Below are 24,577 nucleotides of genomic sequence, written 5' to 3' on the forward strand. Positions count from 1 at the left end.
TTTAGGCATGAATTCGTTCATCTGCCGCCCCTCCTTTTTCCGTCGCTTTTTCCATTGATTTTTCCGTTAATGTATCGATCTCGGACTGCCGCGTGAACAACACGCCCTGCGTCGTCGTCATTCCGTTGACCCGGTCGCCGATCTCCAGCCATTCCGCGTGCACCGCGTGCTTGGCCGCAAGTTCGCCGATCCAGGCCCGGAACTCCGTCTGCGGCATTTCCCAATCGTGGTCGTCGTGCCGCATGCCTTCAAGTTCGTAGAAGACGTTAAAGTCGGCGTTCGGTGTCGTGATCACGAAACGGTCGAAATTCACTTTTTTCAAAATAAGACGTACGAGCGCCGCCGCTTCCTCCGTGCCCATATGCTCGACCACTTCCGTGAGGATCACGTCGACCTGCTCGCCGTTGTACGAGTCCAGAAACTGCGCGAGCGAAGCGAACGGGATCAGGTTGTCCAGCTCTTTTTTCTCCGCTTTGCGCACCGTTTCTTCCAGCACTTCGGCGTTCACGTCGATCGCGTAATAGCTGTAGTCGTCCTGGATCCGCGCGGCATAAGGAATCGCATAGAACCCTTCGCCGCAGCCGATATCCAGAATCGATTTGTCGAACGCCAGCCGCTGCGTGATCGCGCTGCGCCGCTGGAATGCCGTGCCGCCGAAGTCGAACCGAATATCATAGCGATCGGTGCGCTCCAGCTCGGCGGCGTATTTGCGGAACATCGCGCGCGAGCCGAGGAAATTGCGCACGAACAGGCTGCGGATATAGAACGGCGCGTCGATGATGTTCACGCTGCGGATGTATTTTTCCACCACCGGTTCGCTGAGGTCGATAAACTCTTTGCCGAACATCGACAAGAACAGGAACAGGACGCTCGCGGCGTGCAGCAGGACGTAGAGATTACGGTTGGTTGTCATCTTGAGGCTGTAACTTTTGTGGGCCAGAAGCTCCGCTTCGAACTTGATGTCCGGAAAATGCTTGGCAAAAAAGTCCAGGTACCGGTCGCGCTCGACATGCACCATATTGACGAACAGCGTATGCGTATGCCCTTCCGTGTCGCGGTCGTCGGGTTTGAGCGGATGCGAGAAAAACTCGTTGATCGCGTTCAGCGGAAAAAGCGGCGTGTTGTAGCGCGATACGTTGAGGTATTCGAATTCTTCGTGTTCGCTGCGCTTGTATGAAACTTCGTTGTCGGCGTCCTTGAAATACACGTTGAACGTCTGCGGATCGCCGTACCAGCCATAGGCCAGCCCTTTGCGGATCGGACGGATCAGCATGCCGGTAGACGGGTTTTTGCGAATGAGAAAAGAGAAATCGGGATGCGTCGAGCTCAGTTGGACGATGGCCATGGGTGCTGCTCCTTCCAGGCGCCGCGCAGCACGGACACAAACAGCGGATCGAGCCGGTCGTCGACCGATTCGCCGGAGTCCGGCAGGTGCGGGGCTTGCTGCTCATAGTAGTGGATCTGTGTTTCCAGATATTGATTAATAACCTCAATCCGCGGTTCTTCCTTCAGTTCGATACCGGTTTTTTTGCGTTCCAGCAGCTGCTCGACCGCCGTCTTCAGTTCGCCGGGAGCAAGCAGCGTATCCTTGAGGGTGTCGAACGCCATCGGAGGCAGCTCGTTGTACCGTTCGATCCAGGCGCAGGCGAGCAGCGGACGCAGCACGTAGAAATATTTTTTGCTGCGGACGGCCCCGCCCTGCAGGTAATCCCGGTAATTGCCGCGGGCCATATGCAGGTAGTGGAACGTGCAGGCTTTGGGCGAAAAAGACGGCCCGGCCAAATCGCGGATCTGCGCCGCCGCTTCCGGCAGCTCGCGGTACACGATCGGCGATTGCAGCCATTCCAGCAGCGGCGGATTGCTTTTGCGGAACAGCCGCAGCGCTTTGCGCAGATCCCAGCCGTTCACGTCGAGCAGGTCGCTGATCGGACGTTCGATTACATCGCGGCGGTCGAAAATCGACAAGTATTCGTCGGGCTCGCGCACGTACAGAAAGCGCACATCGTAGTCGCTATCTTGCGAAGGAAAGCCCCACGCCCGGCTGCCGGACTCGCAGGCATACAGAATGCGGACTTTCTCCTCGCTTTCGATGCGGGAGAGTTCGGCTTGGATCTCGGCCTCGATATGGGGCGAAATGTGTGCAGCAGCGGCGTTTTCGGCAGCACGGGGATGCTTCATGGTGTTCTCCTCCTTCGGATTCGGCGGCTTCCGCAGCGATCCGGGCGTTACGGCTGCGGGACGGGCCGGATAGCTTCGCGGTGGGCGGGATGGCGGCCGGGCGCTTCACTTGGTTAAGGCTCATTTTGCCGGAAAAGAAGGTTTGGGGGAAGGGCGGAAGTATGGCGAGCGTTAGAGACAACGGCAAAAAGCCCCGAACCGTGAAAAGTTCGGGACTTCGCATGTTGAAAGCTTCTTGATTCGTGCTGATTGCGCAGGCCAATGTACGCAGTCCGAAACGCCTTGAGTGCGGCATCGGTCGTCTAACGAATCGTCATACCCTTATTGGCCGTTATGGAGACGTTTTTCACGGATTTTGATCAAATAACGTGATGTAGGTTCGTTAACCGCTGCGAACGCCGCAAAGATGCGGAATACCGAAATCCGTACGCTGCCAGCTTCGGGATTTCGGGTGTCGGGAGGTACCGGCCGGGTTGGGAAAAGACTATTCGGCTTTGACAGCCGTTTCGCCGGTTACTTTCGCACCGTCTTCAAGTTTGAATGCGTCCAGTTGTTCTTGAGTCGAGAAGTACAGATTGCCTTCAACGGTCGCGTCTACCACTTGGAAACCGTTGGCCGTTACGTACACGTCGCCTTTGAATGTGCCGCCTTGAATACGTGCATTTTCGCTGTTCACTGTCAGTTTCGGAGCCGTCAGTGTGTAGCGGGCCGTTACATTGCGGTCTGCGTCCTGCGCGTACAGAGCGATTTTGCGGGCAGGTTCGCCTTTATTTTCGAAAGGTCCGTCCAGTACCAGATCCTGATCGATCGTCAGGTCGTTCAGCGCAGCGATGATCCATGTGCCTTTGGCGCTGATTGCATTTACGAAAGCATCGTTGTCGTTCACGATCGAAGCCGTCGTGTCTGCATCGGTTGCGGCTGGAGTTTCGGTTTTAGCTGGAGTTTCCGTTTTGGCCGGAGTTTCTGCCGCAGCCGGTGTTTCGGTCGCTGCCGGTGTTTCCGTTTTGGCTTCTTCGTTGTTTCCGCATCCCGCCAACAGAGCAATCCCCAATACCAGACCCACGCTTACTACTTTTTCATTTTTAATTCTCCCCTTATGAATAAGTTCTCTTTAATTTGTTCAATATATCACAAAGGTTAAGGTAATAAAGTAATATTTTTCACAAAGTTTTATCTATTTTTTGAACAATCTAAATTTACTGGATCAACGCCCAAACGCGCTGTTCAGACACAGAGCGAGCAAATGAGAGCCCTTCCCTCCCTTCCATTCAAGCACGCCAAGTCCCGCACACTGCCGACAGTCGGCGGTGCGCGGGATTGGGGCTGGCAGAGAAAGCAGCAGAGATCCGGAGTTCGTCTCTAAATAGCGATTCACAAGAATACAGAGACAGACTGCCTTATTCGCCGTATAGGGCCGACAGAATGCCGCGCAGTTCCGCCGCAGCCAACTGCCCGGGGGCGGACGCCTGCCGGGCCGCGCCGAAAGTCAACGCGGAACCGAACGTCCCGCCTGCGACCCGGCTGATCGCGCCGATCCGATCCATCGACATCGTGATAATCGGTCCTGTGCCTTCCGAAGCGACGATATGCGTCGCTTCCAGCAGCGCCAGTACATCGCCGGCATTATGGGGCATCACCGCGATCTTCGGCAGATCCCCGCCCAGTTCGCGCGCCCGCCGCAGCCGGGACACAAGCTCTTCTCTGGGCGGCGTCTTGTCGAAGTCATGGTTGGACACAATCGAGCAGACGCCAAGCGTACGCAGTTCGCGGGTCATCTCCCGAACCGCTTCGTCTCCGGTGAACAATTCGATATCGATCAGATCGGCATGACCCGAAGCCGCCGCTTCCCGGTTCATCCGAAGATAGGCCTCCGTCGGCAGCTCGCGCTGTCCTCCTTCGCGCAGACTTCGGAAAGTGAAGATCAGCGGAAGCTCTCCCAACAGACCGCGCAGTTCGGCAAGCCTATCCAGTACGTCTTCGACCGAGTCACACGCTTCGAAGAAATCCACCCGCCATTCCACGATATCCAGATCAAGAGCAAGCAGACGTTTCGCTTCTTCCTGCAGCTCTTCCCGATTCTTTCCGGTCATCGACACACAAATTTTCGGGGGGCCTTCTCCCAGGCGTACCCCTCTGACTTCCACGATCCGATCCATGCTGCTTCTGCCCCTTTCACCCGGCCGTCCGGTTGTTCTTTCTATTACGGTAACGCATATCCGCGTTAATTGCCAGTGAGAGTTGTGCTCTATCCCGCTTTTTTGCACACAAACAAAACCGCCTCTTCCCGTAAGGGAAAAGGCGGTTAAATGCTTCGGTAAAACCGAAACCGGCTGGTCTTGGAAGTCGAAGCTTCGCAATCCCATGCGGCCTGCTTACTTCGGCGCGATCAGCGATACGACGTTTTCGGTGCCGTACCATTTGACCGTGTAGCCGGACAGCTTGGATACATCGCGCAGCGGGATGTACAGTTTGTTGCCGACAAAGCGGGAAGCCGTCATATTAAGCGTTTTGCCGTTCACTTTTGCCGTTTTGCTCTTGGCTTTGTGTACGATCGTTTTGCCGCCCACTTTTGCTGTGACGGTCATCGTTTTGGCATTCCAGTCCACCGTACCGCCAAGCATTTGGAAGCCTTCGCGCAGCGGCATATACAGACGGGAATCCAGCGTTACGATATCGTTCTTCATCGATTCGAGTTTACCGTTAACGAACACGCTGCCGGTGAACTTGCCGTCGCCGTTCAGGGCGTAGCCGTTGTTGGCCGCGATCTGCTCGAAGCTCAGGCTCGACGAGGTGATGACTGCGTATGTGCCTTTGTTGACCTGATCGAACAGCCAGTGGATATCGGCCGTGTGCATCCGGATACAGCCGGCGCTTACGTACTTGCCGATCGAGTTCTCGTTGTTGTTGCCGTGGATCGCATAAGTCGTGCCGTACGTGCTGCCGACTTCAAGACCGATCCAGCGGTCGCCCAGCGGATTCTTCGGATCGCCGCCCGGGATATTGTCCTTGTAATAAGGGCGGTTCTTGATTTTGTTCACGATCTCGAATTTACCCTCCGGAGTGAGGTCTTTCGTTTTTCCGGTTGCCACCGGGAAGGTCGAATTCAACTTCCCATTATCGAAAAAGGCCAATTGGTTCGTCTTTTTGTTGATGATGACCAGCTGTTCTCCGCTTCCCGCAGCCTGAGCGGCTCCTGCGAAGGAGAAGCTTCCGATGAACAAAGCCAGCAGCGTAAGCGCGGCCGTCCATTTTCTTAAATTCTTCATATGTCTTTCCCCCTTCTGATGCGTCGTGTCCTCGGACACGCTGTAGATCGATGCCTCTTTTCCTTTAGACGCGAATTATTCGAGATAAGTTGCACAAATCGACAAAATTTGCCTCGTTCACACGGACTTTCAAGAACATCGCCGTTCTATTTTACCCCAAACCAAGCCGCGTGCTATCGATTTGTGCAAAAGAGACAAAACTGTATCTTTTGCCTCTGCCGCCGCGGCCCCTTTTCTTAACGGAACCATTCCCTGAACCATCCGGCAATCGGCTTCAGCACTTCGCGTCTGAACCAGGCCAGCGGAGGGTGCAGCAGCGTCCGATAGAGCCAGTAAGCCGGCCGGACAATCAAGGTGCGCCACAGCCAGCGAAGAGGACGCAGGACAAGGAACTGCCAGAGGGCCGCCAAAGCTCTCCCCAGCCAGGCGGCCGCGATTCGGCACGCGTTTACCACCGGGAGCAGGATGTGCCTATAGAATCCGCGCAGCCCGTAGATCCAGATCAAGCGCAGCGGAAGGTACAGCACATAATAGAAAAAGGGATACACCAGATACGACCACAAGAACAGAAGAAACGGCCGCAGCAGCTTCTCCCACAGCCAAAGTCCGGGAATACGGAACAGGTAGGTCCACAGCGGCTCCAGTACAAAGCGCCAAATCCAGGACCAAACGGGCAGCACAATCCGCAGCATCAGCCAGGAAAGAGCCGGGTCCAGCACTTGGTTCCACAGCCAGCCGCCGGCGACCTGGATCAGATAGATCGGAAAATAAAAAAGGAAGACGAGACCTTTGAGCAGATTTTTCATGAGTTGTCCGATGGGCATGCACGGTCTCTCCTTTTGGGCGGGAATGATAGAGTATACGTTTGCCGTGCCTTGGGGTTGCAGCCTGGAAAATGCAGCAAAAAGCCCGTACGGCTTCAAAGCCGTGCGGGCTTGGGGTGGAGACAAATGCGCCTTCCGACCCTTAGAAGAACCAGACGAAGTAGATGATCGCCGCAAGCACAATCCGGTAAATCGCAAACGGCACCAGCTTGATCCGGTTAATCAGCTTCAAGAAGAAGCGGATCGAGATCATGGCGAACACGAACGCGCTGATGAAACCTACAATGAAGAAAGGCAGCGAATCCAGCGTGAAATATTCCCAGCTGTGACGCAGCGAGACCAGACTTGCTCCCAGCATGATCGGAACGGCCATAATGAAAGTGAAATCGGCCGAAGCCCGGTGGCTCATGCCGACCAGCACGCCGCCCGAGATCGTAGCTCCGGAACGCGAGAAGCCCGGCCAGAGCGAGACGCATTGAAACAATCCCATATAGAGGGCTTTTCCGTATGTAATCTCATCGACGCTTTCGATCACTCTGCGTTTGGAATTGCGCATGACGATATCCGCCACGATCATAAGAACCGCTCCGACCACCAAGGCGCCCAGTACCGTTCTCAGCGAGAACAAATGCTCATCGATATAATCGTTGAACAGCAGTCCGAGAACAGCCGCCGGCAGCAGACCGATCAGCACATGCAGCAGATTCAGCTTGGGCGTGCCTGCAGGCGCACCCGAATGCCGCCCGCGCAGCCCGAGCAGCTGATAGAACTTTTCACGGAACAAGATGACGACCGCGAGAATCGAACCCAACTGAATCACGACTTTGAAGGTATTCGCCACTTCTTTGGAACCGAGGAACTCTTTGGATTTGAGCCACAGGTCGTCGACAATAATCATATGACCGGTCGACGATACCGGCGCAAACTCGGTCATCCCTTCGACGAACCCCAAGATCAGCGCCTTAAACAAAGAAAATAAATCCCAATCCACTTTCTCCCGCCTCTCCGCTTTCTTTTATCGTGTTAAAGGCCTTTCCAATTTTAGCACGGCGGCGGCAGAGCAATCCAGCGCTTGGCATGCACGGCAGTGCGGCCGGGACAAGTCCCGGCCTCCATACGTTATTTTGCGTACCGGAGCAGGGCTTCGGCCGCACGCACGCGCAGCAGCGGATCGCCGCCGTGCAGCGCCTCCCGCAGCACGGCGACTGCTTCCTGCAGCGTCTCTTCGCCGACGAGCGCAGCGGCGCTGCCGCAGGCTTCCGCCTGCGGAGCTTCGCTTTCGCGCTCCAGCGCTTGCAGCGCCTCCGGCTTGAATCCCGGCAGCATGCCGCCCGGTGCCTGGGCGGCAAACGCCTCTAGCCCGGCCTGCTCGGCCGGCAGCGCAAAGCGTGCGACCCCGCCGTCTTCGGCCTGGCCGGATTCCGCTGCCCGCACAAATTCGCGCAGCGCAGGGCTTAGCGCCGCGGTGGGCAGCACGCCCAGCCAGGTCACGCCGCGGCGGTGGCAGGTCGCTTCTTCCTTGCTGTCGTAATCGTCGCGGTAATAATAATCGCCCAGATCGCCCAGCCAGGTCCGTCCGCCGCAGGGAAGCAGAACATAGTCGCCGTCGTTCATGTCCCGAACGAACGCCTCTACGCTCCCAAGCCTCGACTTCAGCTCGTTCCCTTCATATCCATACACCCGATTAAGCCGCTTAGAAACCTCCGCCGCTTCCGCGTTTTCCAGACTTCCGATCCCCGGGTACCCGATACTGACGAAGCAGTCGCGCAGAAAGTCGTCCAGCCGGCTTCTTCCCCCGACGGACGGCGACATTCGGAACAGGTTCATACGCCGCCACCTCCGCTTCCGTTATTAGACGTTCAGATTCGCTTTCTCCCTGCGGGATTCCGCGATTTTTTCTCCGACTTTGACCAGAATCTGGTCCAGCGAAGCCGGATCGTTGACATCGTACTCGTCGATATTCAGGCGCAGTACCGGACAAGCGTCGAATCCGCCGATCCAGTCGGCATAGCGGCCGTGCATTTTTTCCCAATAGGTGACTTCGGTCTGGATCTCCATCTCGCGGCCGCGCTCGTTGATTCGTCCCAGAATGGACGGCAGGCTGCCTTCCAGATAGACCAGCACATCGGGATGCGGGAAGTACGGTGTCATCACCATCGCTTCGAACAAGCTGGTGTACGTTTCGTAGTCGACTGCGGACATCGTGCCCTGATCGGCATGCATTTTGGCAAAAATACCGGTGTCTTCATAAATCGAACGATCCTGGACAAAGCCGCCGCCCGCTTCGAAGATCGCTTTCTGCTCTTTGAAGCGCTCGGCCAGGAAGTAGATTTGCAGATGGAAGCTCCAGCGTTCGAAATCGTGGTAGAACTTTTCGAGATACGGGTTATGGTCGACTTTTTCCAGCGAAGTCTTGAAGCCGAGCCGCTCCGCGAGAGCCGCGGTCAATGTCGATTTGCCGACACCGACCGTTCCGGCTACGGTAATCAGGGCGTCGGAAGGAATAGCAAACAGGGATGGGGATGTCATAAGTCAGGTCAGGCTCCTTTTGTTCGATAAAATAGTCCGTGCGGACGTCGATCAGCTAAAGTTTCTGTGCGCAATGCTTGCTTTGACGCGGGCGGCGATATCGGCGAAATGTTCCGGATCGGCCACGAAGTCCGTAGCGTCGCCGTCGATGGTCAGAATGACGGTATCGGGCTCCGTAACGGCCAGCGACGCCATCGCCGACTCATAATCTTCAATCAGCTGCTCCAGATAGGCGCGGTCCATATCCTGCTCGAAAGAACGTCCTCTTTTGGCAATACGGGCCAGAAGCGTCTCCAGGCTGGCTTTGATATAGACGATCACGTCGGGCTTCACCAGATCGTCCGTCAGCACATGATAAATCTTTCGATATTTCTCGCGCTCGCGCCCTTTGAGGGTCCGTTCGGAGAAAATCAGGTTTTTGTAAATATGATAGTCGGACACCAGCGGTTTGCCCTGCCGGATCCAATGGGCTTCGGCGTCGCCGAGCTGTTTGTACCGGTTGCACAGGAAGAACATCTCGAGCTGGAAACTCCATTCGTCCAGATTCTGATAGAACCTTTCCATAAACGGATTTTCTTCGACGATTTCTTTGAGCAAAGGCATATTCAATTCCGCGGCCAAAAGGGTAGCGAGCGTCGTCTTCCCCGCTCCGATCGGCCCTTCGACCGCGATAAAAGGAATCTGGTTCATGTAAATCCTCCTGCTTCCGCCGCTTGATGCGGCTTTGGTCCAAAAATACAAAAATAAAAGAAGTCGCGTTCCCAAACCCGAAGACGCGGCGTAAGCCATTGTATCACAGCATCGGGCAAAACCGGATAACCAAATCCGAAATTTGTCCGCCAAAACACGGCATGCAAAAAAGACCCAGAAGGGTCTTCAGGCTGTCGAGAAAGTCCTATTCGTAGGAGAAGCTCGTCGGCTGCAGGAGAAATTCGTTAGCGGATGCTTACGATGTGCCTTTCTTTGAAAGGCTTTAGGTCGCGTGTTGAAATCGAGAAAAAGATTAAATTTTAGCGGAATTTTCTCGATTTCAAAGGCGAACACTATTGTTCCTACACTGAATTTCTCCCTCCGCCTTCTCCCTTCATTTGAAATTAGACTTTCTTAACACGTTGAAGACCCCGAAGGGTCTTCTCCATGCGCAAAGAAAGTCTATGCACGGAGGAGGCAGCTCTAGGAACGTTCGGCTGCCCCTTCCGCCGCAAGGATGTCTTTGATCTGCTGCACGGCTTCTTCAACCGTAGCGGCACGGATCTCCCGTACCGATTCCTGATCCAGGCCGTCCGCGAAATAATCGTATTTGGGATCGTAATACGATTCCAGCATCATCCGTACGGCATCGGCGTACTCGCCGCTTTCCATCAAGCGATGGATTTCGGCGGCAATCGGCTGGTGAATATAGGCCTTGATCCGAAGAAAAGACGTCATGCAGGCTTCGGCATGCTCTTCGGGTCGGTAATCTTCGAGAATATGACGGACACGCTCTTCCATGGGAAGACCGACGCGAATCTGTACGCCTTCTTCTTTTTTGTTCATTAGAAAAGCAGGAACTTCGATCCTGCCGATTCGTTTGCTTTCGGCTTCGAGCAGGATGTAGGGAGAGTCGGCAACCTCAATCAGCCGTTCCAGCAGCAGAGCGTCGAATGTCTTCTGATTGCGGGCTTCAACGCCGATTCCGCCAAATACGGAACCGCGGTGTCCCGCCATACTTTCCAGATCGACAACCGGGTATCCTTCTGCCTGAAGCTTCTGCAGGGCGGCCGTCTTGCCGCTGCCGGTATTTCCTCCCAGCACATACGCCTGCGCGTTCAGCTCGAAGTTCTCCAACTGGGCCACGACCCATTTGCGATAAGCGCGGAAACCGCCGTTCAGCCGATAGACGCGAATGCCCATCAAATCGAGCACGGTCGCGGTCGTCCGGCTGCGCATGCCGCCGCGCCAGCAGAATACGGCTTTGGGTCCTTCGATTTCTTTGAACTGCCGGACAAATTCCGGAAGTTTGGCCGAAGCGATATGAAGACCGCGTTCTTTGGCCGCTTCGACCCCTGTCTGTGTATAGAGCGTGCCGACTTCCGCACGCTCTACATCATCGAACAGCGGGATATTCAGGCTTCCCGGTATGGACGCGCTGCGGTATTCGGACGGAGAGCGGACATCGATCGCCGCGATCTCGCCGTTCGAGCGTTTGACAAGAAGTTCTTCTATCGTAATATCTTGAAACAAATCGGTTCTCTCCTTTGTCGGACCGGCTAGATCACCGTAATGTGGCCGGGATTCTCGGAGGTGACACTTCCGATCGACGAAGCTTCGACACCGGCGGCTTGCAGGCGTTCCAACAGCTCGCCCGCCTGATCGCCCGGAGCGGCAATCAGCAGCCCGCCCGACGTGACCGCATCGCACAGGATCCATCGGCCGATCTGGTCCATGTCATCCGGGAACGAAACGTCCGGCTGGACGTGATCGTGATTATTGCGGGTGCCGCCCGGCACGGAACCGCCCTCGGCCAGCTCGCGTACTCTAGGCAGCAGAGGGACGTCCGTCGAGCGGATCACGATCCCCATGCCGCTGCCTTTCGCCATCTCGACCGCATGGCCAAGCAGACCGAATCCCGTTACATCGGTACATGCGTTGACGTCATACGGTTCCATCGTCTCGGCGGCCGTCTTGTTCAGCGTCGCCATGACGGAAGTAACGCGTGCGATTTCTTCTTCGCTCAGCAGATCTTTTTTGATCGATGTGGTCAGAATACCTACACCGATCGGCTTGGTCAGAATCAGTACGTCCCCCGCTTTGGCTCCGGCATTCGTCCGAATCCGGTCCGGGTGCACGGTTCCCGTCACGGCCAGGCCGAATTTCGGCTCTTTGTCGTCGATCGAGTGTCCGCCGACAAGCGTCACGCCGGCTTCCGCCATCTTGTCGCCCGCCCCGCGCAGAATCTCGGTCAGGACCGACTTTTCGAGCGTATGGATCGGAAAAGCGACAATGTTCAGCGCCGTCAGAGGACGCCCTCCCATCGCGTAAATATCACTGATCGCGTTGGCCGCGGCTACCTGGCCGAAATCGTACGGATCATCGACGATCGGCGTGAAGAAGTCCAGCGTCTGAACGAGCGCCAGATCATCGGTCAGCCGGTAAACCCCCGCATCGTCGCTCGTATCGAGTCCGACGAGCAGATTCGGATTTGCCGCCTGCGGCGGAAGCTTGCGCAGCACCTGCGCCAGATCGGCCGGCCCGATCTTGCAGCCGCAGCCGCCTTTGGAGGAAAGCGAAGTCAATTTGATTTTTTCGGGTGTGGACATCAGAGATCTTCCTTTCTGTCGCTGCTTGCTATCGGCTGTTCGCTTCCTATTCTACCACTTTTCCGACTGCCGCGGCGCTCGGGCGTCCTCCCGCAGCGCAGACAGACCGCCGATAAAGCTTCCCAGCTGTTTGAGGAACACTTTCATTTCGATCGGCTTGGCGAAGCACTCGTCGAATCCCGCCCGTTCTCTTAACCACATTGATTTATCGGGCAGATAAGCGCTTAACGCCCATACCGGAATATCCCGTGTCAAGGGCAGCCGGCGCAGTTCCTGCAGCCCCTGGTAGCCGTCCATGCCGGCAAATTTCAAGTCGGTCAGAACGAGGCAGGGCCGCTGGCGCCGGGCAATCTCGATCCCTTCTTCAACCGTAACGGACTCCAGCAGTTTGAGATGCGGAAGCTTCTTCTCAAAAGCGTAGCGCATCGCCAGCAGGTTATAATAATCGTCTTCCCTGTACAAGATTTCCCACATTGTCTTCTTCAATAGGATTCCCTCCAAAAAAAGCCGAAGAAGAGAGGTGCGGACTGCGCACCCTCTTCTTCGGCTCGAATGATCAGCTCATCCGCAGGATGTCTGAATCGCTACCGTCATATTTACCTGTTTCTTCGCCGTTCCTCCGGCTTCAGAACCGGCAGACAATCACGCTGTCGTCGCGGTCGAAGTTCCAGTCGATATATAGATCTGTCATGGGTCTGCGCAGCGCTCTTCCGATCCCCGCCTGTTCCCACAGCATTTCTTTTTCCAATTTACGTTTGACCGTTTTGAGGATGTCCGTATATCCCAGATCGTTAAGCTCTTTTTCGAGAAGTATGGCTATACCCGTTCGAAAAATGAGCAGCGTCTTGGAATCGACCCACCACGACTCGATGGTGCTCGGCTTGGCCTGAGTCTTCGTCAGCACTTCGACAATTTGTTCATGAACGCCTTCTTTGTTCTCGTAATCTTCGTATGCCTCGGCCTTCATGTCAAGCAGGACTACAATCACTCCCGACGAATTCCGAAGATTCCAATCGTAATACAAACTCATCGGATTCAGATGCAGTTCTTCGCGAACGAATGTCTCAAGCTCCGGCACAAGAGCTTTCATCATCAGCTCCCGCGTATACCGGAACGTCTTCTCGTCTTTTTTGGCGAGCAGCACATCTTCGATCGGCGTGGTGAATTTCTTCATATGAAGCACAAGGCTCCGGTGATCCAGGGAAACGCTCAAGACTTCGGGCCCCTTGCCAAAATGAGTCCTGAGCATTTTCCCTGCATACCGCATAATCAAGCTTGTCATTTCTTTTTGATTCATGATCCAAGTTACCCGTCTTCACTTCCCGGAGATATACCCGGCGCCCGGAATCTGGATACTGGCGATTCAACCGAAGGCGAGTATTCGTATCCAGTATACGCCTGTTAGGGGTCATAATCGACCTTACATCCGAAAAACGCCTTGGGGGTTTACTTTTCGCAGTCCACCAGATTCAGGCTCTCTTTGATCTGCCGAACGAACGGTCCCATTCCCAGCGGCTTCTTCAAATACCGCTGAAATCCCGCTTCCAACCCCCGCTGCACGTCGTCGTCAAGCGCGCTTGCGCTGACCGCCCATACCGGAATCGATGCCGTTTTCAAATCGGAACGCAGACTGCCTATCCCTTCGAACCCGTCCATATCGGGCAGTTGAATATCCATGAGAATCAGGTTCGGCTGGTGAAGCTGCGCGAGCGCAATTCCTTCTTCCACGCTGCTGGCTTCCAGGAGAGTGAGTCCCGGAAGCTTTTTTCTGAATATGTGCCTCATCAGCAGCATACTCGCACGATCGTCTTCAATGTACAGTACCGTCGTGTCTCTCCGCAATTCGACCATCCTTTCCCGCCAAAAAAAATAGGCCGAAGAAGAGGTATCAATACCTCTTCTTCGGCCCGATTGATCAGCGCATCCCATGAGTGTCTGAATCGTTACCGATTTTATTCGTTTCTTATTCCTGGAATATGTAAATGACGACGCTGCGATCGCGATCGAAATCCCAATCGGCGTACAGATCCGTTAGCGTTTTGTTCAAAATGGCACCCGCATTCGCATCCTGTTCCAGCATGCGCTTTTCCAGACGGCGCTTGGTGGCTTTGAGGACTTCCGTATAACCCAGTTCGACCATTTCCTTTTCCAGCAGTACGGTTATACCCTGTCTAAAGACTGCCAACATTCTGGGAGTGACCCACCAGGAGTCAATATGCTCCGGTACTTTTTGAATGGCGGCCGTCACCTTGACGACCTGTTCATGAACCTCTTCTTTGCCCGGGTATTCCTCGGGAGCACCCGGAGCCGCATTGAACATGCCGACAATTACGCCGGAAGCGTTATGCACGCCCCAATCGTAATAGAACTCGGACACATCCAAACCTGTGTGTTCCTGTAGGAAAGCTTTGAGTTCCGGCAGCAGCGATTCCATTAACAGCTCGCGCGTATAGCGGAACGCCTTCTCTTCTTCCTGCGTCAGCAGAAATTTCTCTACCGGACCCATAAAATTTCGCAAATGGAGCACTAGGCACCGTTCGCACAGAAAAGCACTTACTGATTCGGGGCCCTTGCCAAAACGGGTTCTCAACAGCTTTCCGACGTAACTCGTCACCAGGCTGATTGTTTCTTTTTCATTCATCATCAAACACCGGCCCAGCTTTTGAAGATATGCCCAAGATTCGGACACATCGGCTCTACGACCTTTGAGGCAGCCGAATAATGAACATTCCCAACAAGTATACTGTAACTTCTTGCAATATGCGATAGCAAAATTTAGGAAATTGAAAATTCGATGCTTGCTGAAAAGCTTATCGGTTTCGCGAAGATCGTTTATGGAGTAGAATGAAAAGAGAGCTGGAAGACGGAAACGGATCACAAAAAATCGCGGGGTGAACGGATTGAATCGGGAAAGCATACAGGCGCAGAGCACGGAAAGTATCCGGTACCTGGTATCGGGAGATTCAATATCCAAAGGCGTCGTCTACGACGAGGCACGGAGCCGATACGTCATTCTCAAAGACAACTATGTCTCGCTGCTGCAGGGCAGTCTCAAAGGCGCGGTGCACAACACCGCAAGATTCGGCAACACCCTGCTCAAGGGGGTCGGCAGCCTCAAGCGCGATGCGCTCCGGGAGCGTCCGAACTTCGTCCTGATCGAGTATGGCGGCAACGACTGCGACTTCAACTGGGACGAGATCGCTCTCGATCCGGAGGCGGATCACAAGCCCAAGACCGGATTCGACGAATTCAAGACCATGCTGACCGAGTCGATCGACTATCTCAAAAGTCTCCAGATCACTCCGGTCCTGATGACGCTGCCTCCGCTGAACGCGGAAAGCTATTTCAAATGGGTCAGCAAAAACGATCCGCAGGCCGAGCGCAATATTCTACGCTGGCTCGGCAGCGTGACCAAGATCTATTGGTGGCAGGAACGCTACAACTCCACGATCCTCAAAGTTTCCGAGAAAACGGGAACCCGCCTGATCGACGTACGCGGCGCTTTCCTCGAACATCCGGACTTTACGACGTTTTTGTGCTCGGACGGCATCCATCCAAACAAGGAAGGCCACCGGCTGATTTGCGACAAAGTGCTGGACTTTGTGCGGACGGATTACGGGCATCTGCTGCAGGAACGCTAAAGAAGCGGATCGCCCAAGTCCGTGAGAATTACGGGCCGCGCGGCCTGCTTGGCGAGCCGAAGAACGGGATTTATCCCGGACTTCGGCTTTTTTGCGTGCGAATTCGGTAAAAGTTGCGAATCCGTGCCTTTTCATCCAAAGAAAAGGTGGATTCGCAAGCCCGGCAGAATTAAAGTAGGAAGTATGAGAACCTTTACACGCCAAACCTCCAAAAAAACGTTTCGGCTTAGGCCGAGAATTTCGGTGTTTCTGCTGCTGCTTCTGTTGTTGGTCATCCTGGCCGGGCTGCGCCTGCTGCTGACCAATCCTTACTCGCTTCAAAACCCTCCGCGTGCGTCGCAGGGGGTGCTCGATCTGCGCCAGACCACACTCGACCGTTGGCATACGATACCGCTTGATGGAGAATGGGAATTTTACCCCGGCCAGTTTATTCAATCCGATCCGCCCGATACGAAGAAAGCGGCTTATCTCCGTGTCCCGGGCAGTTGGCAGGCCGGCTTCGGAGCGGACCAGGATTTGGCCAAAGGATACGGCAGCTATCGGCTGCGTATTCTGACCGATCCGGCGCAGGCACAATCCTACAAATTAATGATCAAAGATATCCAGACGGCGTTCCGGCTGTACGCCAACGGCGAAATCGAAGCCCAGCTCGGAACCCCCGCCCAGACCGAAGAAGCCCACGTGGCCAATGTCAAAAGCGATCTGGTGCCTCTGCCCGAAACGTCGGAGATCGAGCTGATCGTCGAAGTCTCCAACTTCGAGAATGCACGCCGCGGCGGTATCGCCCGTTCGATCAAGTTCGGTTCGACGAACGCCATCAACTCCGAGCGGACATACAACGTCGGGATGCAGCTGATTACGCTGTCCATTCTGCTGCTGCACGCGTTATACGTCGGCATGATCTATTGGTTCAGCGGCAAGAACAAATTTTTCCTGCTGTTTACGCTGCTTCTGGCCGCGGCCGTACTCGGCATTTCGCTGGACGAAGACAAGATTCTGCTCTCGATCTGGCCGTTCGATTACGCCGCCGCCAAGAAAATTTCGCTGTTCTCCTACACGGCGATGATGACGCTGATGCTTAAGCTTGCCGTCTCGTTCTCCCTTGAGCCGGCAAGGCAGCGCAAATATCGGTATTATTTTGTTCCGGCCGCCGTGTACGCCATCTTTATCGTCGTGGCTCCGATCGAGGCCGTCCTCTATTCGGCCAAGATCGGCGTATTCAGCGCCGCGACGCTGTTCCCCTCGCTGTGGGTGCCCGTGCTGCTGGTCCGCTACGTTCTCGAAAAAGACCGCAACGCCGTATTTCTGCTGGTCGCCGCCGCGGGTATGGCTTCCACTCTGCTCTGGGGAGGCTTCAAGAATGCGGGCTGGGTCGAACCGGGCTTTTACGCTTTCGATATTCTGCTCGCTTTTCTCGGCACTGTTGCTTATGCCGTCGGACGGTATTTCCGTATCAACGCGGACTTGGCGGATCTGGCGCAGCGCCTGCAAAAAGCGGATCGTACCAAAGACGATTTCCTCGCCAATACTTCGCATGAGCTGCGGACTCCGCTGCACGGCATGATCAATATGGCCGACAGTGTGCTGGCTGCGGAAGGCGATGCGCTGAGCGAGCGTTCCCGAAAAGACCTGCAGCTGCTTGGCCAGGTCGGCCGCCGTATGGGACTGCTGCTCGGCGATCTGCTCGACGTTTCCCAGATTCGCGAGAATCGGCTGAGCGTCTATCCGGAAGCGGTCAAAGTCCAATCGACGGCTGCCGGTGTGATGGATATGCTGCGGTATATGACGGTAGGCAAACCTCTTGAACTTCAACTGAGCATCCCGGACGATTTCCCTTCCGTCTACGCGGACGAGAAGCGGCTGACACAGATTCTGTTCAACCTGCTGCACAATGCGATCAAGTTCACCGCTTCGGGCACAGTAAAAGTAAGCGCGGAGCTGGCCGAAGATCCGGCAGACGGCCTTCGTGCGGTCATCTCGGTCTCCGATACCGGAAACGGGATTACTGCGGCGGAGCTGACTCGAATCTTCGCGCCTTATGAACAAGGGGATCCGCTGCAGAATGCAGCCGGGATCGGTCTGGGCCTCAGTATCAGCCGCAGCCTGGCCGAGCTGCACGGCGGAGAACTTGGAGCAAAATCGGAGCCCGGCCAAGGTTCGATCTTCTTCTTTTCGCTGCCGCTTGCCGAAGTCTCCGCCTGGGAGAACGGGCTTCAAAGCGAACAAATCTTCGATGCCTCACGGCTTGGGACCGCCGAAGATAGGCAAAAGAGTGACAAAGTGCAGGTTCCGGCTTATTCTGTGGAAGAGCGCTTTCCCGACGTTTCGAACGAAGATCCGGCTTGGCTCCGGGAAGACCTCACCGATTCTGACCGCCGGCCGCAGATTCTCGCCGTGGACGACGATCCGGTCAACCTGCGCGTTCTGCGCAGTATGCTGCCGGAAGAGCGATACCGGGTTACGTCCGTGCTGAGCGGTGCGGAAGCGCTGGAACGGCTTGAGAATCGTACCTGGGACCTGGTCATTGCGGATGTCATGATGCCGCAGATGTCCGGATACGAATTGGCTTCCCGGATCCGTGATCGTTATTCGCGGGCCGAACTGCCGATTCTGCTGCTCACGGCGCGAAGCCGGCCGGAAGATATTTATGCCGGCTTCGCCGCCGGAGCCAGCGATTATCTGTCCAAACCCGCCGATGCGCTGGAGTTGAATTACCGGGTCAAAGCGCTGACGGATCTCAAGCACGCGGTCAGCGAACGCCTGAGCCTCGAAGCCGCTTATCTTCAGGCCCAGATTCAGCCGCATTTCCTGTTCAATGCCCTGAACTCGATTACGGCGCTGAGCGGGATCGATATCGATAAGATGAACGAAACGATCGAAGCGTTCGGTTCTTATTTGAAGATCAGCTTCGATTACTGGAGTGCCCGCCCTCTGGTTCCGCTTGAACGCGAACTTGAACTTGTCCGATCTTATCTGTATATCGAAACGATGCGATTCGAAGACCGACTGCGCGTCGAAGTCGAGATCGCGGACGATATCGATCCGGACCTGCTGCTGCCGCCGCTCTGTATCCAGCCGCTTGTGGAAAATGCGGTGCGGCACGGCGTCCTCAGCCGCTCCAAAGGCGGCTGCGTCTCGCTCCGTGCGGAAGCCGTGGACGGAGACATCGTCTTTACCGTTACCGATGACGGAATCGGCATGGACGACGAGACGCTGGGCAGTCTGTTGATTCCTGTTCGCAGCGGACGCCAGGGCATCGGAACACTCAATACCGACCGCCGTCTCAAGCGTCTGTACGGTTCCGGCCTTTCGATCCGCAGCCGCCTCGGCGAAGGAACCACCGTGTCGTTCCGTATTCCCGAAGGCGGATATCCGCCGGAACAAAGCGGTCTGGCTTCGGATTAACACCGCTTTCCCGCTTTTTCATCCCAGAAGAAAATCGCTAAAGAGGTGAGTCGAACATGATGAAGGCTTTGCTGATCGACGACGAAAAGCTGGCCGTGATGCAGATGGAAAAGCTGCTGCGCGAACTGCCTGAATTCGAAGAGGTCGAATCGTACACCGATCCGGCCGCCGCCGTGGAAGCGGCGCGCCGAAGTCGGCCAGACGTGATCTTTCTCGATATTGTCATGCCCGAGATCAACGGCATGCAGGCCGCGGAGATGCTGCAGCAGGCAAGTCCCGATTCCGACATCGTATTTGTCACCGGGTATGATCGCTACGCGATCGAAGCTTTTGAGCTGAATGCGCTCGATTACGTACTGAAGCCCGTGCAGCGCGCAAGACTCGCCAAGACACTGGCCCGGTTGAACGGACGGCGCAAGGAAGTTGCGGTTTCCGAACCGATCCCGCAGGAAACCGTGATCGGCTGCTTCAAGACACTTCGCTCCTGCGCCGTTCCCGGCGCTTCCGAAGTCCCGCCTTTTCGGTGGCGGACCACGAGAGCGCAGGAACTGTTTGCCTACCTGCTCTATCATCGCGAACGCTTTGTCGGCAAAGACCATCTGATCCAGCAGTTCTGGCCGGAATCCCCGTTCAAACGGGCTTCCACTTATCTGTACACGACGATCTACCAGATCCGTCAGTGCCTTAAGCAGAGCGGCATCGATGCGGAGATCGTCAACGCAAGCGGCGGCGAAGGATACACGCTGCACCTGGCCGGCGTAGCTCTGGATGTGGATCGGTTCGAGAGCGGTATCCGCTCGCTCGGTCCTGTCAACGCGGACAACTGCGCCGATCATCTGCGCCTGTCGGATCTCTACATCGGCGACTATCTGGCCGATTACGATTATGCCTGGGCGGAAGGCGAACGCCAGCGGCTTCGGACGATGCAGCTTCATCACGGCTCGGGACTGGCCCTGTTTCTGCTCGAGAACAACCGGATCGCCGAAGCGGCCGCAGCCTACGAAAAGCTCGCCCTGCTTCACCCCTACTCCGAACATGCCCATTTGGGTCTGCTGCAGGCTTATGCCCTGCTCGGCGATCCCGCTGCCGTCGACGACCGCTACCGCCTGGCGGAGCGTTTGTTCGAACAGGAACTTGATGTGGAAATGCCGATCGCTTTGTCCGAATGGTATAGACGCTGGAATGCGGGCGAGATTTCCGGCAGCGGAATCGTACCTCCCGCTCTCCGGTCAGCTATCCGGTAAGCAGACTCTTCCGCTCGGCCCTGCCCTATTCCGCAAGAAAATAGTTTGCCTGCAAAAAAAGCCGCTTCTCGAAGGGATAATCCCTTCGGAAGCGGCTTTTCTTGTTTGCGTGGGGGGAGAGGGTGTTCGATCCAATCCGGACTTTGTCTTACTTTTGGAGACTGTTCTTGCGAACCAGCAGGAAGCCGATCAGTCCGATCAGAATCAGGCCTACACCTACACCTCGAATCGGAGTAGTGCTGAAGTCGCCTGTTTGCGGAAGGACATCGCCTTCAACCGATACCGTCCCGCTTGGGGTCGGTCCGTCCGGCGATTCTACCGGCACAGGGACTGGCTGAGGCTCGCCCGGCGTCGGATCGGGATTTACATCCAGACCGCCCTGAGGCGTCTCATCGGTAATGTCGATACTGTCGTCGGGTACCGGTGTCGGTGCCGGTGGGGTAACCGGTGTAGGCTCCGGCGTTACCGGATCCGGATCGACGTCAATTCCGCCTGCAGGAGGTCCGTCTTCCGGCAGCGTAATCAGCGGCGTCGGAAGAGGCAGAACCGGGAAGAACAAGCCCGGTACCGGTGGTGTTACCGGAAGCGTTACCGGTGGTGTCACTGGCGGCGTTACCGGCGGTGTCACCGGAGGCGTTACCGGTGGTGTCACTGGCGGCGTTACCGGCGGTGTTACCGGCGTTTTGCTGTTCTTGATCGTTACGCTGTTCGTACCGGCCGCATTCACTTCAAGTGTGCGCTTGGCCGATGTCAGATCCAGTGCATAGCCTTCGGGAGCATTTGTTTCGGTCAGAATATACGAACCGGACAGCAGCTTGGTGAATACGGCTTTGCCGTCTGCACCGGTCGTTTGCTCGCCGATTCTCACGATCGTGCCATCCGCAAGTTTGCGATCCAGGGTAAAGACCGCACCTGCAAGCAGTTTGGAACTGTCGTCCGCGTCGACTTTGAGAACGGTCAGCTGTCCTCTGACACCGCTGCCGCTGCCCGAACCGGACGATACGCCAACGATTACATCGTCGCTTGTTTCTTTGCTGATCGTCTCTACGTTTTTGCCTTCGAAAGCAACCGTGTTGGATACTTTCTCGTTATTGGCAGCGTTGATCAGCGTTGAATATTCCAGGATAAAAGCATTGGAAATTTCTTTTTCGGTAAAGGTCAGCGTAAAGTAATCGTGGCCTTCCACATTTTTCTTGATTTCGATCTTGTAATCCGTTTCCGCAGTCAATTCCTTGGCTTTGGTCAACGTGCTTTTCGCAGGATCCTGCGTGTTGACTTGGACATCGGCTTCATACAGATGGAATGTATTCGGAAGCAGAACCTGATTGGCGGTCGGCTTGTCGGTAATGACCGCATCGGTTACGGAAGATTGGGCGGCGTTGATTTCGATGTTCCAATCGATATTTTCACCGTTTTGTTCACCGTTTTTCGCGACATATTGACCGCCTTTTGGAATGGTGACTGAGTATGTCAGCGGCCACGAGTCTTTGTTTCCGTTTTTCACGACTGCAGTATTCGAGACTTTATCGTTGATCAATTTGCCTTCGAGCGTCGTTTTGAACGTCAGGATATAAGCGGAAGTGTCGTTCTGCTTAAGCGTAACGACAATTTTGCGTGCAGTCGAGTCATACGTAAACGCATAACCTGCAGCGGTTACTTCGGTTCCTGCAGTCACGCTGCCGTCCGGTTTGATGACCATTTTGTGCAGTTTCAGCGAATCTGCAACGAGACTTTGATTGGCCTTCAGGACATCTTCGATCGAAGCTCCGTTCAGTTCTTCTTTGTTATAGTTGATCCCTACGGACCAGCTCAGCTGCTTCGTCTTGACATCGTAACTGCCGTTTTTGTAGCCGTTATTTTTCGTATAGCCGTTCGGATCGAAGCCGTCTTCCTTAGTCACTTCGTGCGGCTTGCTGTCGAGCGTATCGATCCAGCCCAGTACCGCTCTGTTGATCATGTTGGTACGGTTGGTATCGAATTCCGTGGTATACGTGATCGTATACTTGTCTTCGATCGCGTTTTTGAACGTCAGCGTGAACCCTTTGGAATAATCCGCCGGAGTTCCGTAAGCACTGAGTTCGTACTCGCTCGCATCCACGGTATTCTGGTTCGAATCTTTGACGAGAACCGTTGCCGGTTTCAGGGTAAGACCGCCGCTTGGGAACGTGTCGGTGATTTTGACTCCGTTCATTTTGGCTTTGTTTTGGTTAACGGTAATGTTCCAGTTCACGGTTTTGTCCGTGTAGTTGACGCCGCTTCTCTTTTTATCCAGGAAGACCTGGTTGAGATCCCGCGTAGCCGTTTTGGTTTCGCCGCCTGCGGTTACGGTGTTCGTGATCGTTTCTTTTTCGTACACTTCTTTGGCCGCAATCGTCTGGTATTCGATCACGTAGGCCGAATCGATCGGTGCGTTAAACTGCAGCACGAATCCGGTCTTGCCGTTTTGTTCCGGCGTCAGCGTGACGGTATATTCCGATGCATCGACCAGGGCGCCTTTGACTGCGCTGCCGGATGCCGTCGATACTTCGTAGACTTTGATGTCCGACGCGCCGTTCTTCAGTTTCTGGGAAGCATCGAACAGATCTTCCAGTTTGGCGTTCGCTTGGATAAGCGAGCGTTCTCCGTAGTTGTATTCGATCGCCCAAGAGATGCTTTGGTCGATCGGGTTAAATCCTGTCGATTTCTTGTTCAGCAGCGCTCCGCCTTGAATCGTGACGCTGGCCGAAGCATTCGTTTCGTCGATATTATCGCCGTCGAATGTCGCCGTGTTGTCGAATTTGGCTTGAGTGCCGTTAAATACCGCGGCTTCGGTCACATCCGTCTTGAATACGATCCGGTAAGCGGAATCGATCGGATTGTTGAAAGAAAGCGTGAATTCTTTGTCGCCGGCCGCTTTGCCCAGCGTGTAATCGCCGCTTGGCAGAGCCGTTCCGGCCACTGCCGTATTGCCGTCCAGATTGAACGTCAGCGGATAGACAATCACCGAATTTTCCTGCAGCTTGAGTCCTGCCGGAAGCAGATCGGTTACGACCGCATTCTGCACGCTTTGGCCGGTCCGGTTCACTTCAAGCGTCCACTCGATGCTCTTGGCGTTCAATTCGCCGTTCCGCGTTCCTTTTTTACTCATGTCCGGGGTAATATTCGTCTTGAATACCAGATCGACGACTTGTTCGCCGCCTTTGATCGGGAATTTGATCTGCTGCTGCGTGGAACCCGTAATCTTCTGTTTGTCGAAGGTGGTTTCCAGATTCAACTTGCCGTTCACCGCATCGTACTCGGTAATGAACTCGTTGAATGTCATCACGACCTGGCGGGTCTGGCGATCCACCTTGAATGTGCCTACGCTGTTTCCGTCGTCCATAAGCAGCGGACCGGAAATGTCGTTGAAGAGCACGAACTTGTCGGCTGGAAGCAGATCGAACGTAAACGTATCGCCGGATACGTAATCGTGTCCGTCGCCGAGTACCCAGTTGAAGTCCAGCTTCACTTTGGCTCCTTGTTCGTACACGCCGTTTGTGACCGTCTGGCCGTTCGCATCGAATGCAGTCAGCTCAACCGACGTAATCAGGTTCTCCGTCATCGCTTTCGGAGCTCTGGCATCCGCTGCCAGCGCGGAAATCTTTTTCGGCGCGGCGGCTTCTTCATCGGCAGCCGGAGCTTCCTCTTCGATCGGTGCCGCTTCGTCTTTGACGACCGGAGCCGGAGTGACTTCTTCCGCCGGTGCCGTTTCGTCCTTGACGACCGGTGCCGGAGTGACTTCTTCCGCCGGTGCCGTTTCGTCCTTGACGACCGGTGCCGGAGTAACTTCTTCCGCCGGCGCCGCTTCGTCCTCGACGACCGATGCCGGAGCGACTTCCTCCGCTGGTGCCGAGGTCTGTGCCTGCTCCCCGCCGGTTATCTCCTGGGTTAATCCTTCCACTTCCGTACCTTGTTCCGGCTGCTGTGCATCGCCGGTTATCTCCAAGGTCTGCGCCGCCCCGGTCCCCGCCTCTTCCGCTTTTGCGGATGCCGCAAAGCCGAAGCCCTGCAGAATCTGCACCACAAGCAGCAGGCCGATGACCAGCAGACTCATTTTCTTTCTCATTTTTCGTTACCCTCCCTTTGTATATGTAAGCATGCTTGCTCGGCAATCGCCTGAGAAAAAGCATATTCCAAGCACATATACAAAAACTGAACAGGCCTGAAAAGGCA

Annotated in this window: 20 protein-coding genes; 3 read left to right on the forward strand and 17 right to left on the reverse strand. The window is 55.3% G+C overall.

Features of this window, described 5'->3' with window-relative positions:
- Position 1: 1 nt before the first annotated feature.
- The 16 genes from HRQ60_RS10550 to HRQ60_RS10625 all read right to left on the reverse strand — a co-directional run bounded on the left by HRQ60_RS10550 (position 2) and on the right by HRQ60_RS10625 (position 14,740).
- On the reverse strand, positions 2-1,345 hold the full coding sequence (locus tag HRQ60_RS10550; RefSeq protein WP_172195779.1) for a class I SAM-dependent methyltransferase: 1,344 nt from the start codon (positions 1,343-1,345) through the stop codon (positions 2-4).
- Positions 1,327-2,178, reverse strand: coding sequence for a nucleotidyltransferase domain-containing protein (locus HRQ60_RS10555; RefSeq protein ID WP_172195780.1), 852 nt, complete (start codon positions 2,176-2,178; stop codon positions 1,327-1,329). Before HRQ60_RS10555 ends, HRQ60_RS10550 begins: the two co-directional genes overlap by 19 nt.
- Before the next feature lie 484 nt (positions 2,179-2,662).
- Positions 2,663-3,241, reverse strand: coding sequence for a hypothetical protein (locus HRQ60_RS10560; protein ID WP_343044662.1), 579 nt, complete (start codon positions 3,239-3,241; stop codon positions 2,663-2,665).
- A 334-nt stretch (positions 3,242-3,575) separates the two neighbouring features.
- On the reverse strand, positions 3,576-4,334 hold the full coding sequence (gene aroD, locus HRQ60_RS10565) for a type I 3-dehydroquinate dehydratase (protein ID WP_172195781.1): 759 nt from the start codon (positions 4,332-4,334) through the stop codon (positions 3,576-3,578).
- A gap of 216 nt (positions 4,335-4,550) precedes the next feature.
- Positions 4,551-5,444, reverse strand: a complete 894-nt coding sequence (locus tag HRQ60_RS10570) for a L,D-transpeptidase family protein (protein WP_172195782.1) — start codon at positions 5,442-5,444, stop codon at positions 4,551-4,553.
- Between the two features lie 236 nt (positions 5,445-5,680).
- Complete coding sequence (locus HRQ60_RS10575) at positions 5,681-6,268, reverse strand: hypothetical protein (protein ID WP_172195783.1); 588 nt, start codon at positions 6,266-6,268, stop codon at positions 5,681-5,683.
- A 142-nt stretch (positions 6,269-6,410) separates the two neighbouring features.
- A complete protein-coding gene (locus tag HRQ60_RS10580; protein WP_172195784.1) occupies positions 6,411-7,259 on the reverse strand; it encodes an undecaprenyl-diphosphate phosphatase in 849 nt (282 codons plus the stop codon).
- A 128-nt stretch (positions 7,260-7,387) separates the two neighbouring features.
- Entirely contained in the window at positions 7,388-8,095 is a 708-nt protein-coding gene (locus HRQ60_RS10585; protein WP_172195785.1) for a hypothetical protein, read from the reverse strand.
- 24 nt (positions 8,096-8,119) lie between these two features.
- Positions 8,120-8,797, reverse strand: coding sequence for a deoxynucleoside kinase (locus HRQ60_RS10590; protein ID WP_172195786.1), 678 nt, complete (start codon positions 8,795-8,797; stop codon positions 8,120-8,122).
- Positions 8,798-8,848: 51 nt separating this feature from the next.
- Entirely contained in the window at positions 8,849-9,487 is a 639-nt protein-coding gene (locus HRQ60_RS10595; protein WP_172195787.1) for a deoxynucleoside kinase, read from the reverse strand.
- Between the two features lie 483 nt (positions 9,488-9,970).
- On the reverse strand, positions 9,971-11,020 hold the full coding sequence (mnmH, locus tag HRQ60_RS10600) for a tRNA 2-selenouridine(34) synthase MnmH (protein WP_172195788.1): 1,050 nt from the start codon (positions 11,018-11,020) through the stop codon (positions 9,971-9,973).
- 26 nt (positions 11,021-11,046) lie between these two features.
- Positions 11,047-12,096 (reverse strand): selenide, water dikinase SelD, encoded by a 1,050-nt coding sequence (selD, locus tag HRQ60_RS10605; RefSeq protein ID WP_172195789.1) that lies wholly within the window; start codon positions 12,094-12,096, stop codon positions 11,047-11,049.
- Between the two features lie 51 nt (positions 12,097-12,147).
- Positions 12,148-12,582: a response regulator gene (locus HRQ60_RS10610; RefSeq protein ID WP_172195790.1), complete on the reverse strand. Its 435-nt coding sequence runs from the start codon at positions 12,580-12,582 to the stop codon at positions 12,148-12,150.
- Positions 12,583-12,721: 139 nt separating this feature from the next.
- Positions 12,722-13,393 carry a Na-translocating system protein MpsC family protein gene (locus tag HRQ60_RS10615; protein ID WP_172195791.1) on the reverse strand — a complete coding sequence of 224 codons (672 nt, stop codon included), beginning with the start codon at positions 13,391-13,393 and terminating at the stop codon, positions 12,722-12,724.
- Between the two features lie 149 nt (positions 13,394-13,542).
- A complete protein-coding gene (locus tag HRQ60_RS10620) occupies positions 13,543-13,947 on the reverse strand; it encodes a response regulator (RefSeq protein ID WP_172195792.1) in 405 nt (134 codons plus the stop codon).
- Positions 13,948-14,059: 112 nt separating this feature from the next.
- Positions 14,060-14,740 carry a Na-translocating system protein MpsC family protein gene (locus HRQ60_RS10625; RefSeq protein WP_343044663.1) on the reverse strand — a complete coding sequence of 227 codons (681 nt, stop codon included), beginning with the start codon at positions 14,738-14,740 and terminating at the stop codon, positions 14,060-14,062.
- A 256-nt stretch (positions 14,741-14,996) separates the two neighbouring features.
- Here HRQ60_RS10625 and HRQ60_RS10630 point away from each other — a divergent pair, with 256 nt between their 5' ends.
- From HRQ60_RS10630 to HRQ60_RS10640, 3 genes are all read left to right on the forward strand, one after another.
- Entirely contained in the window at positions 14,997-15,737 is a 741-nt protein-coding gene (locus HRQ60_RS10630; protein WP_216671547.1) for an SGNH/GDSL hydrolase family protein, read from the forward strand.
- Between the two features lie 183 nt (positions 15,738-15,920).
- Positions 15,921-19,142 carry a hybrid sensor histidine kinase/response regulator gene (locus HRQ60_RS10635; protein WP_172195793.1) on the forward strand — a complete coding sequence of 1,074 codons (3,222 nt, stop codon included), beginning with the start codon at positions 15,921-15,923 and terminating at the stop codon, positions 19,140-19,142.
- A gap of 56 nt (positions 19,143-19,198) precedes the next feature.
- A complete protein-coding gene (locus HRQ60_RS10640) occupies positions 19,199-20,386 on the forward strand; it encodes a response regulator (RefSeq protein ID WP_172195794.1) in 1,188 nt (395 codons plus the stop codon).
- A gap of 148 nt (positions 20,387-20,534) precedes the next feature.
- Here the strand turns inward: HRQ60_RS10640 and HRQ60_RS10645 are convergent, their stop codons facing one another.
- The gene (locus HRQ60_RS10645; protein WP_172195795.1) at positions 20,535-24,470 is read right to left on the reverse strand and encodes an LPXTG cell wall anchor domain-containing protein; all 3,936 of its coding nucleotides are present in this window, start codon (positions 24,468-24,470) and stop codon (positions 20,535-20,537) included.
- Positions 24,471-24,577 lie beyond the last annotated feature (107 nt).

The sequence above is a fragment of the Saccharibacillus qingshengii genome, from assembly GCF_013185195.1.
GTDB classification, from domain to species: domain Bacteria; phylum Bacillota; class Bacilli; order Paenibacillales; family Paenibacillaceae; genus Saccharibacillus; species Saccharibacillus qingshengii.

Coding starts and splice junctions, on each gene's coding strand:
- HRQ60_RS10550 (WP_172195779.1), bottom strand. CDS start 1,345: ATGGCCATCGTCCAACTGAGCTCGACGCATCCCGATTTCTCTTTTCTC.
- HRQ60_RS10555 (WP_172195780.1), bottom strand. CDS start 2,178: ATGAAGCATCCCCGTGCTGCCGAAAACGCCGCTGCTGCACACATTTCG.
- aroD (WP_172195781.1), bottom strand. CDS start 4,334: ATGGATCGGATCGTGGAAGTCAGAGGGGTACGCCTGGGAGAAGGCCCC.
- HRQ60_RS10570 (WP_172195782.1), bottom strand. CDS start 5,444: ATGAAGAATTTAAGAAAATGGACGGCCGCGCTTACGCTGCTGGCTTTG.
- HRQ60_RS10575 (WP_172195783.1), bottom strand. CDS start 6,268: ATGCCCATCGGACAACTCATGAAAAATCTGCTCAAAGGTCTCGTCTTC.
- HRQ60_RS10585 (WP_172195785.1), bottom strand. CDS start 8,095: ATGAACCTGTTCCGAATGTCGCCGTCCGTCGGGGGAAGAAGCCGGCTG.
- HRQ60_RS10590 (WP_172195786.1), bottom strand. CDS start 8,797: ATGACATCCCCATCCCTGTTTGCTATTCCTTCCGACGCCCTGATTACC.
- HRQ60_RS10595 (WP_172195787.1), bottom strand. CDS start 9,487: ATGAACCAGATTCCTTTTATCGCGGTCGAAGGGCCGATCGGAGCGGGG.
- selD (WP_172195789.1), bottom strand. CDS start 12,096: ATGTCCACACCCGAAAAAATCAAATTGACTTCGCTTTCCTCCAAAGGC.
- HRQ60_RS10615 (WP_172195791.1), bottom strand. CDS start 13,393: ATGAATCAAAAAGAAATGACAAGCTTGATTATGCGGTATGCAGGGAAA.
- HRQ60_RS10620 (WP_172195792.1), bottom strand. CDS start 13,947: ATGGTCGAATTGCGGAGAGACACGACGGTACTGTACATTGAAGACGAT.
- HRQ60_RS10625 (WP_343044663.1), bottom strand. CDS start 14,740: ATGATGAATGAAAAAGAAACAATCAGCCTGGTGACGAGTTACGTCGGA.
- HRQ60_RS10635 (WP_172195793.1), top strand. CDS start 15,921: ATGAGAACCTTTACACGCCAAACCTCCAAAAAAACGTTTCGGCTTAGG.
- HRQ60_RS10640 (WP_172195794.1), top strand. CDS start 19,199: ATGATGAAGGCTTTGCTGATCGACGACGAAAAGCTGGCCGTGATGCAG.
- HRQ60_RS10645 (WP_172195795.1), bottom strand. CDS start 24,470: ATGAGAAAGAAAATGAGTCTGCTGGTCATCGGCCTGCTGCTTGTGGTG.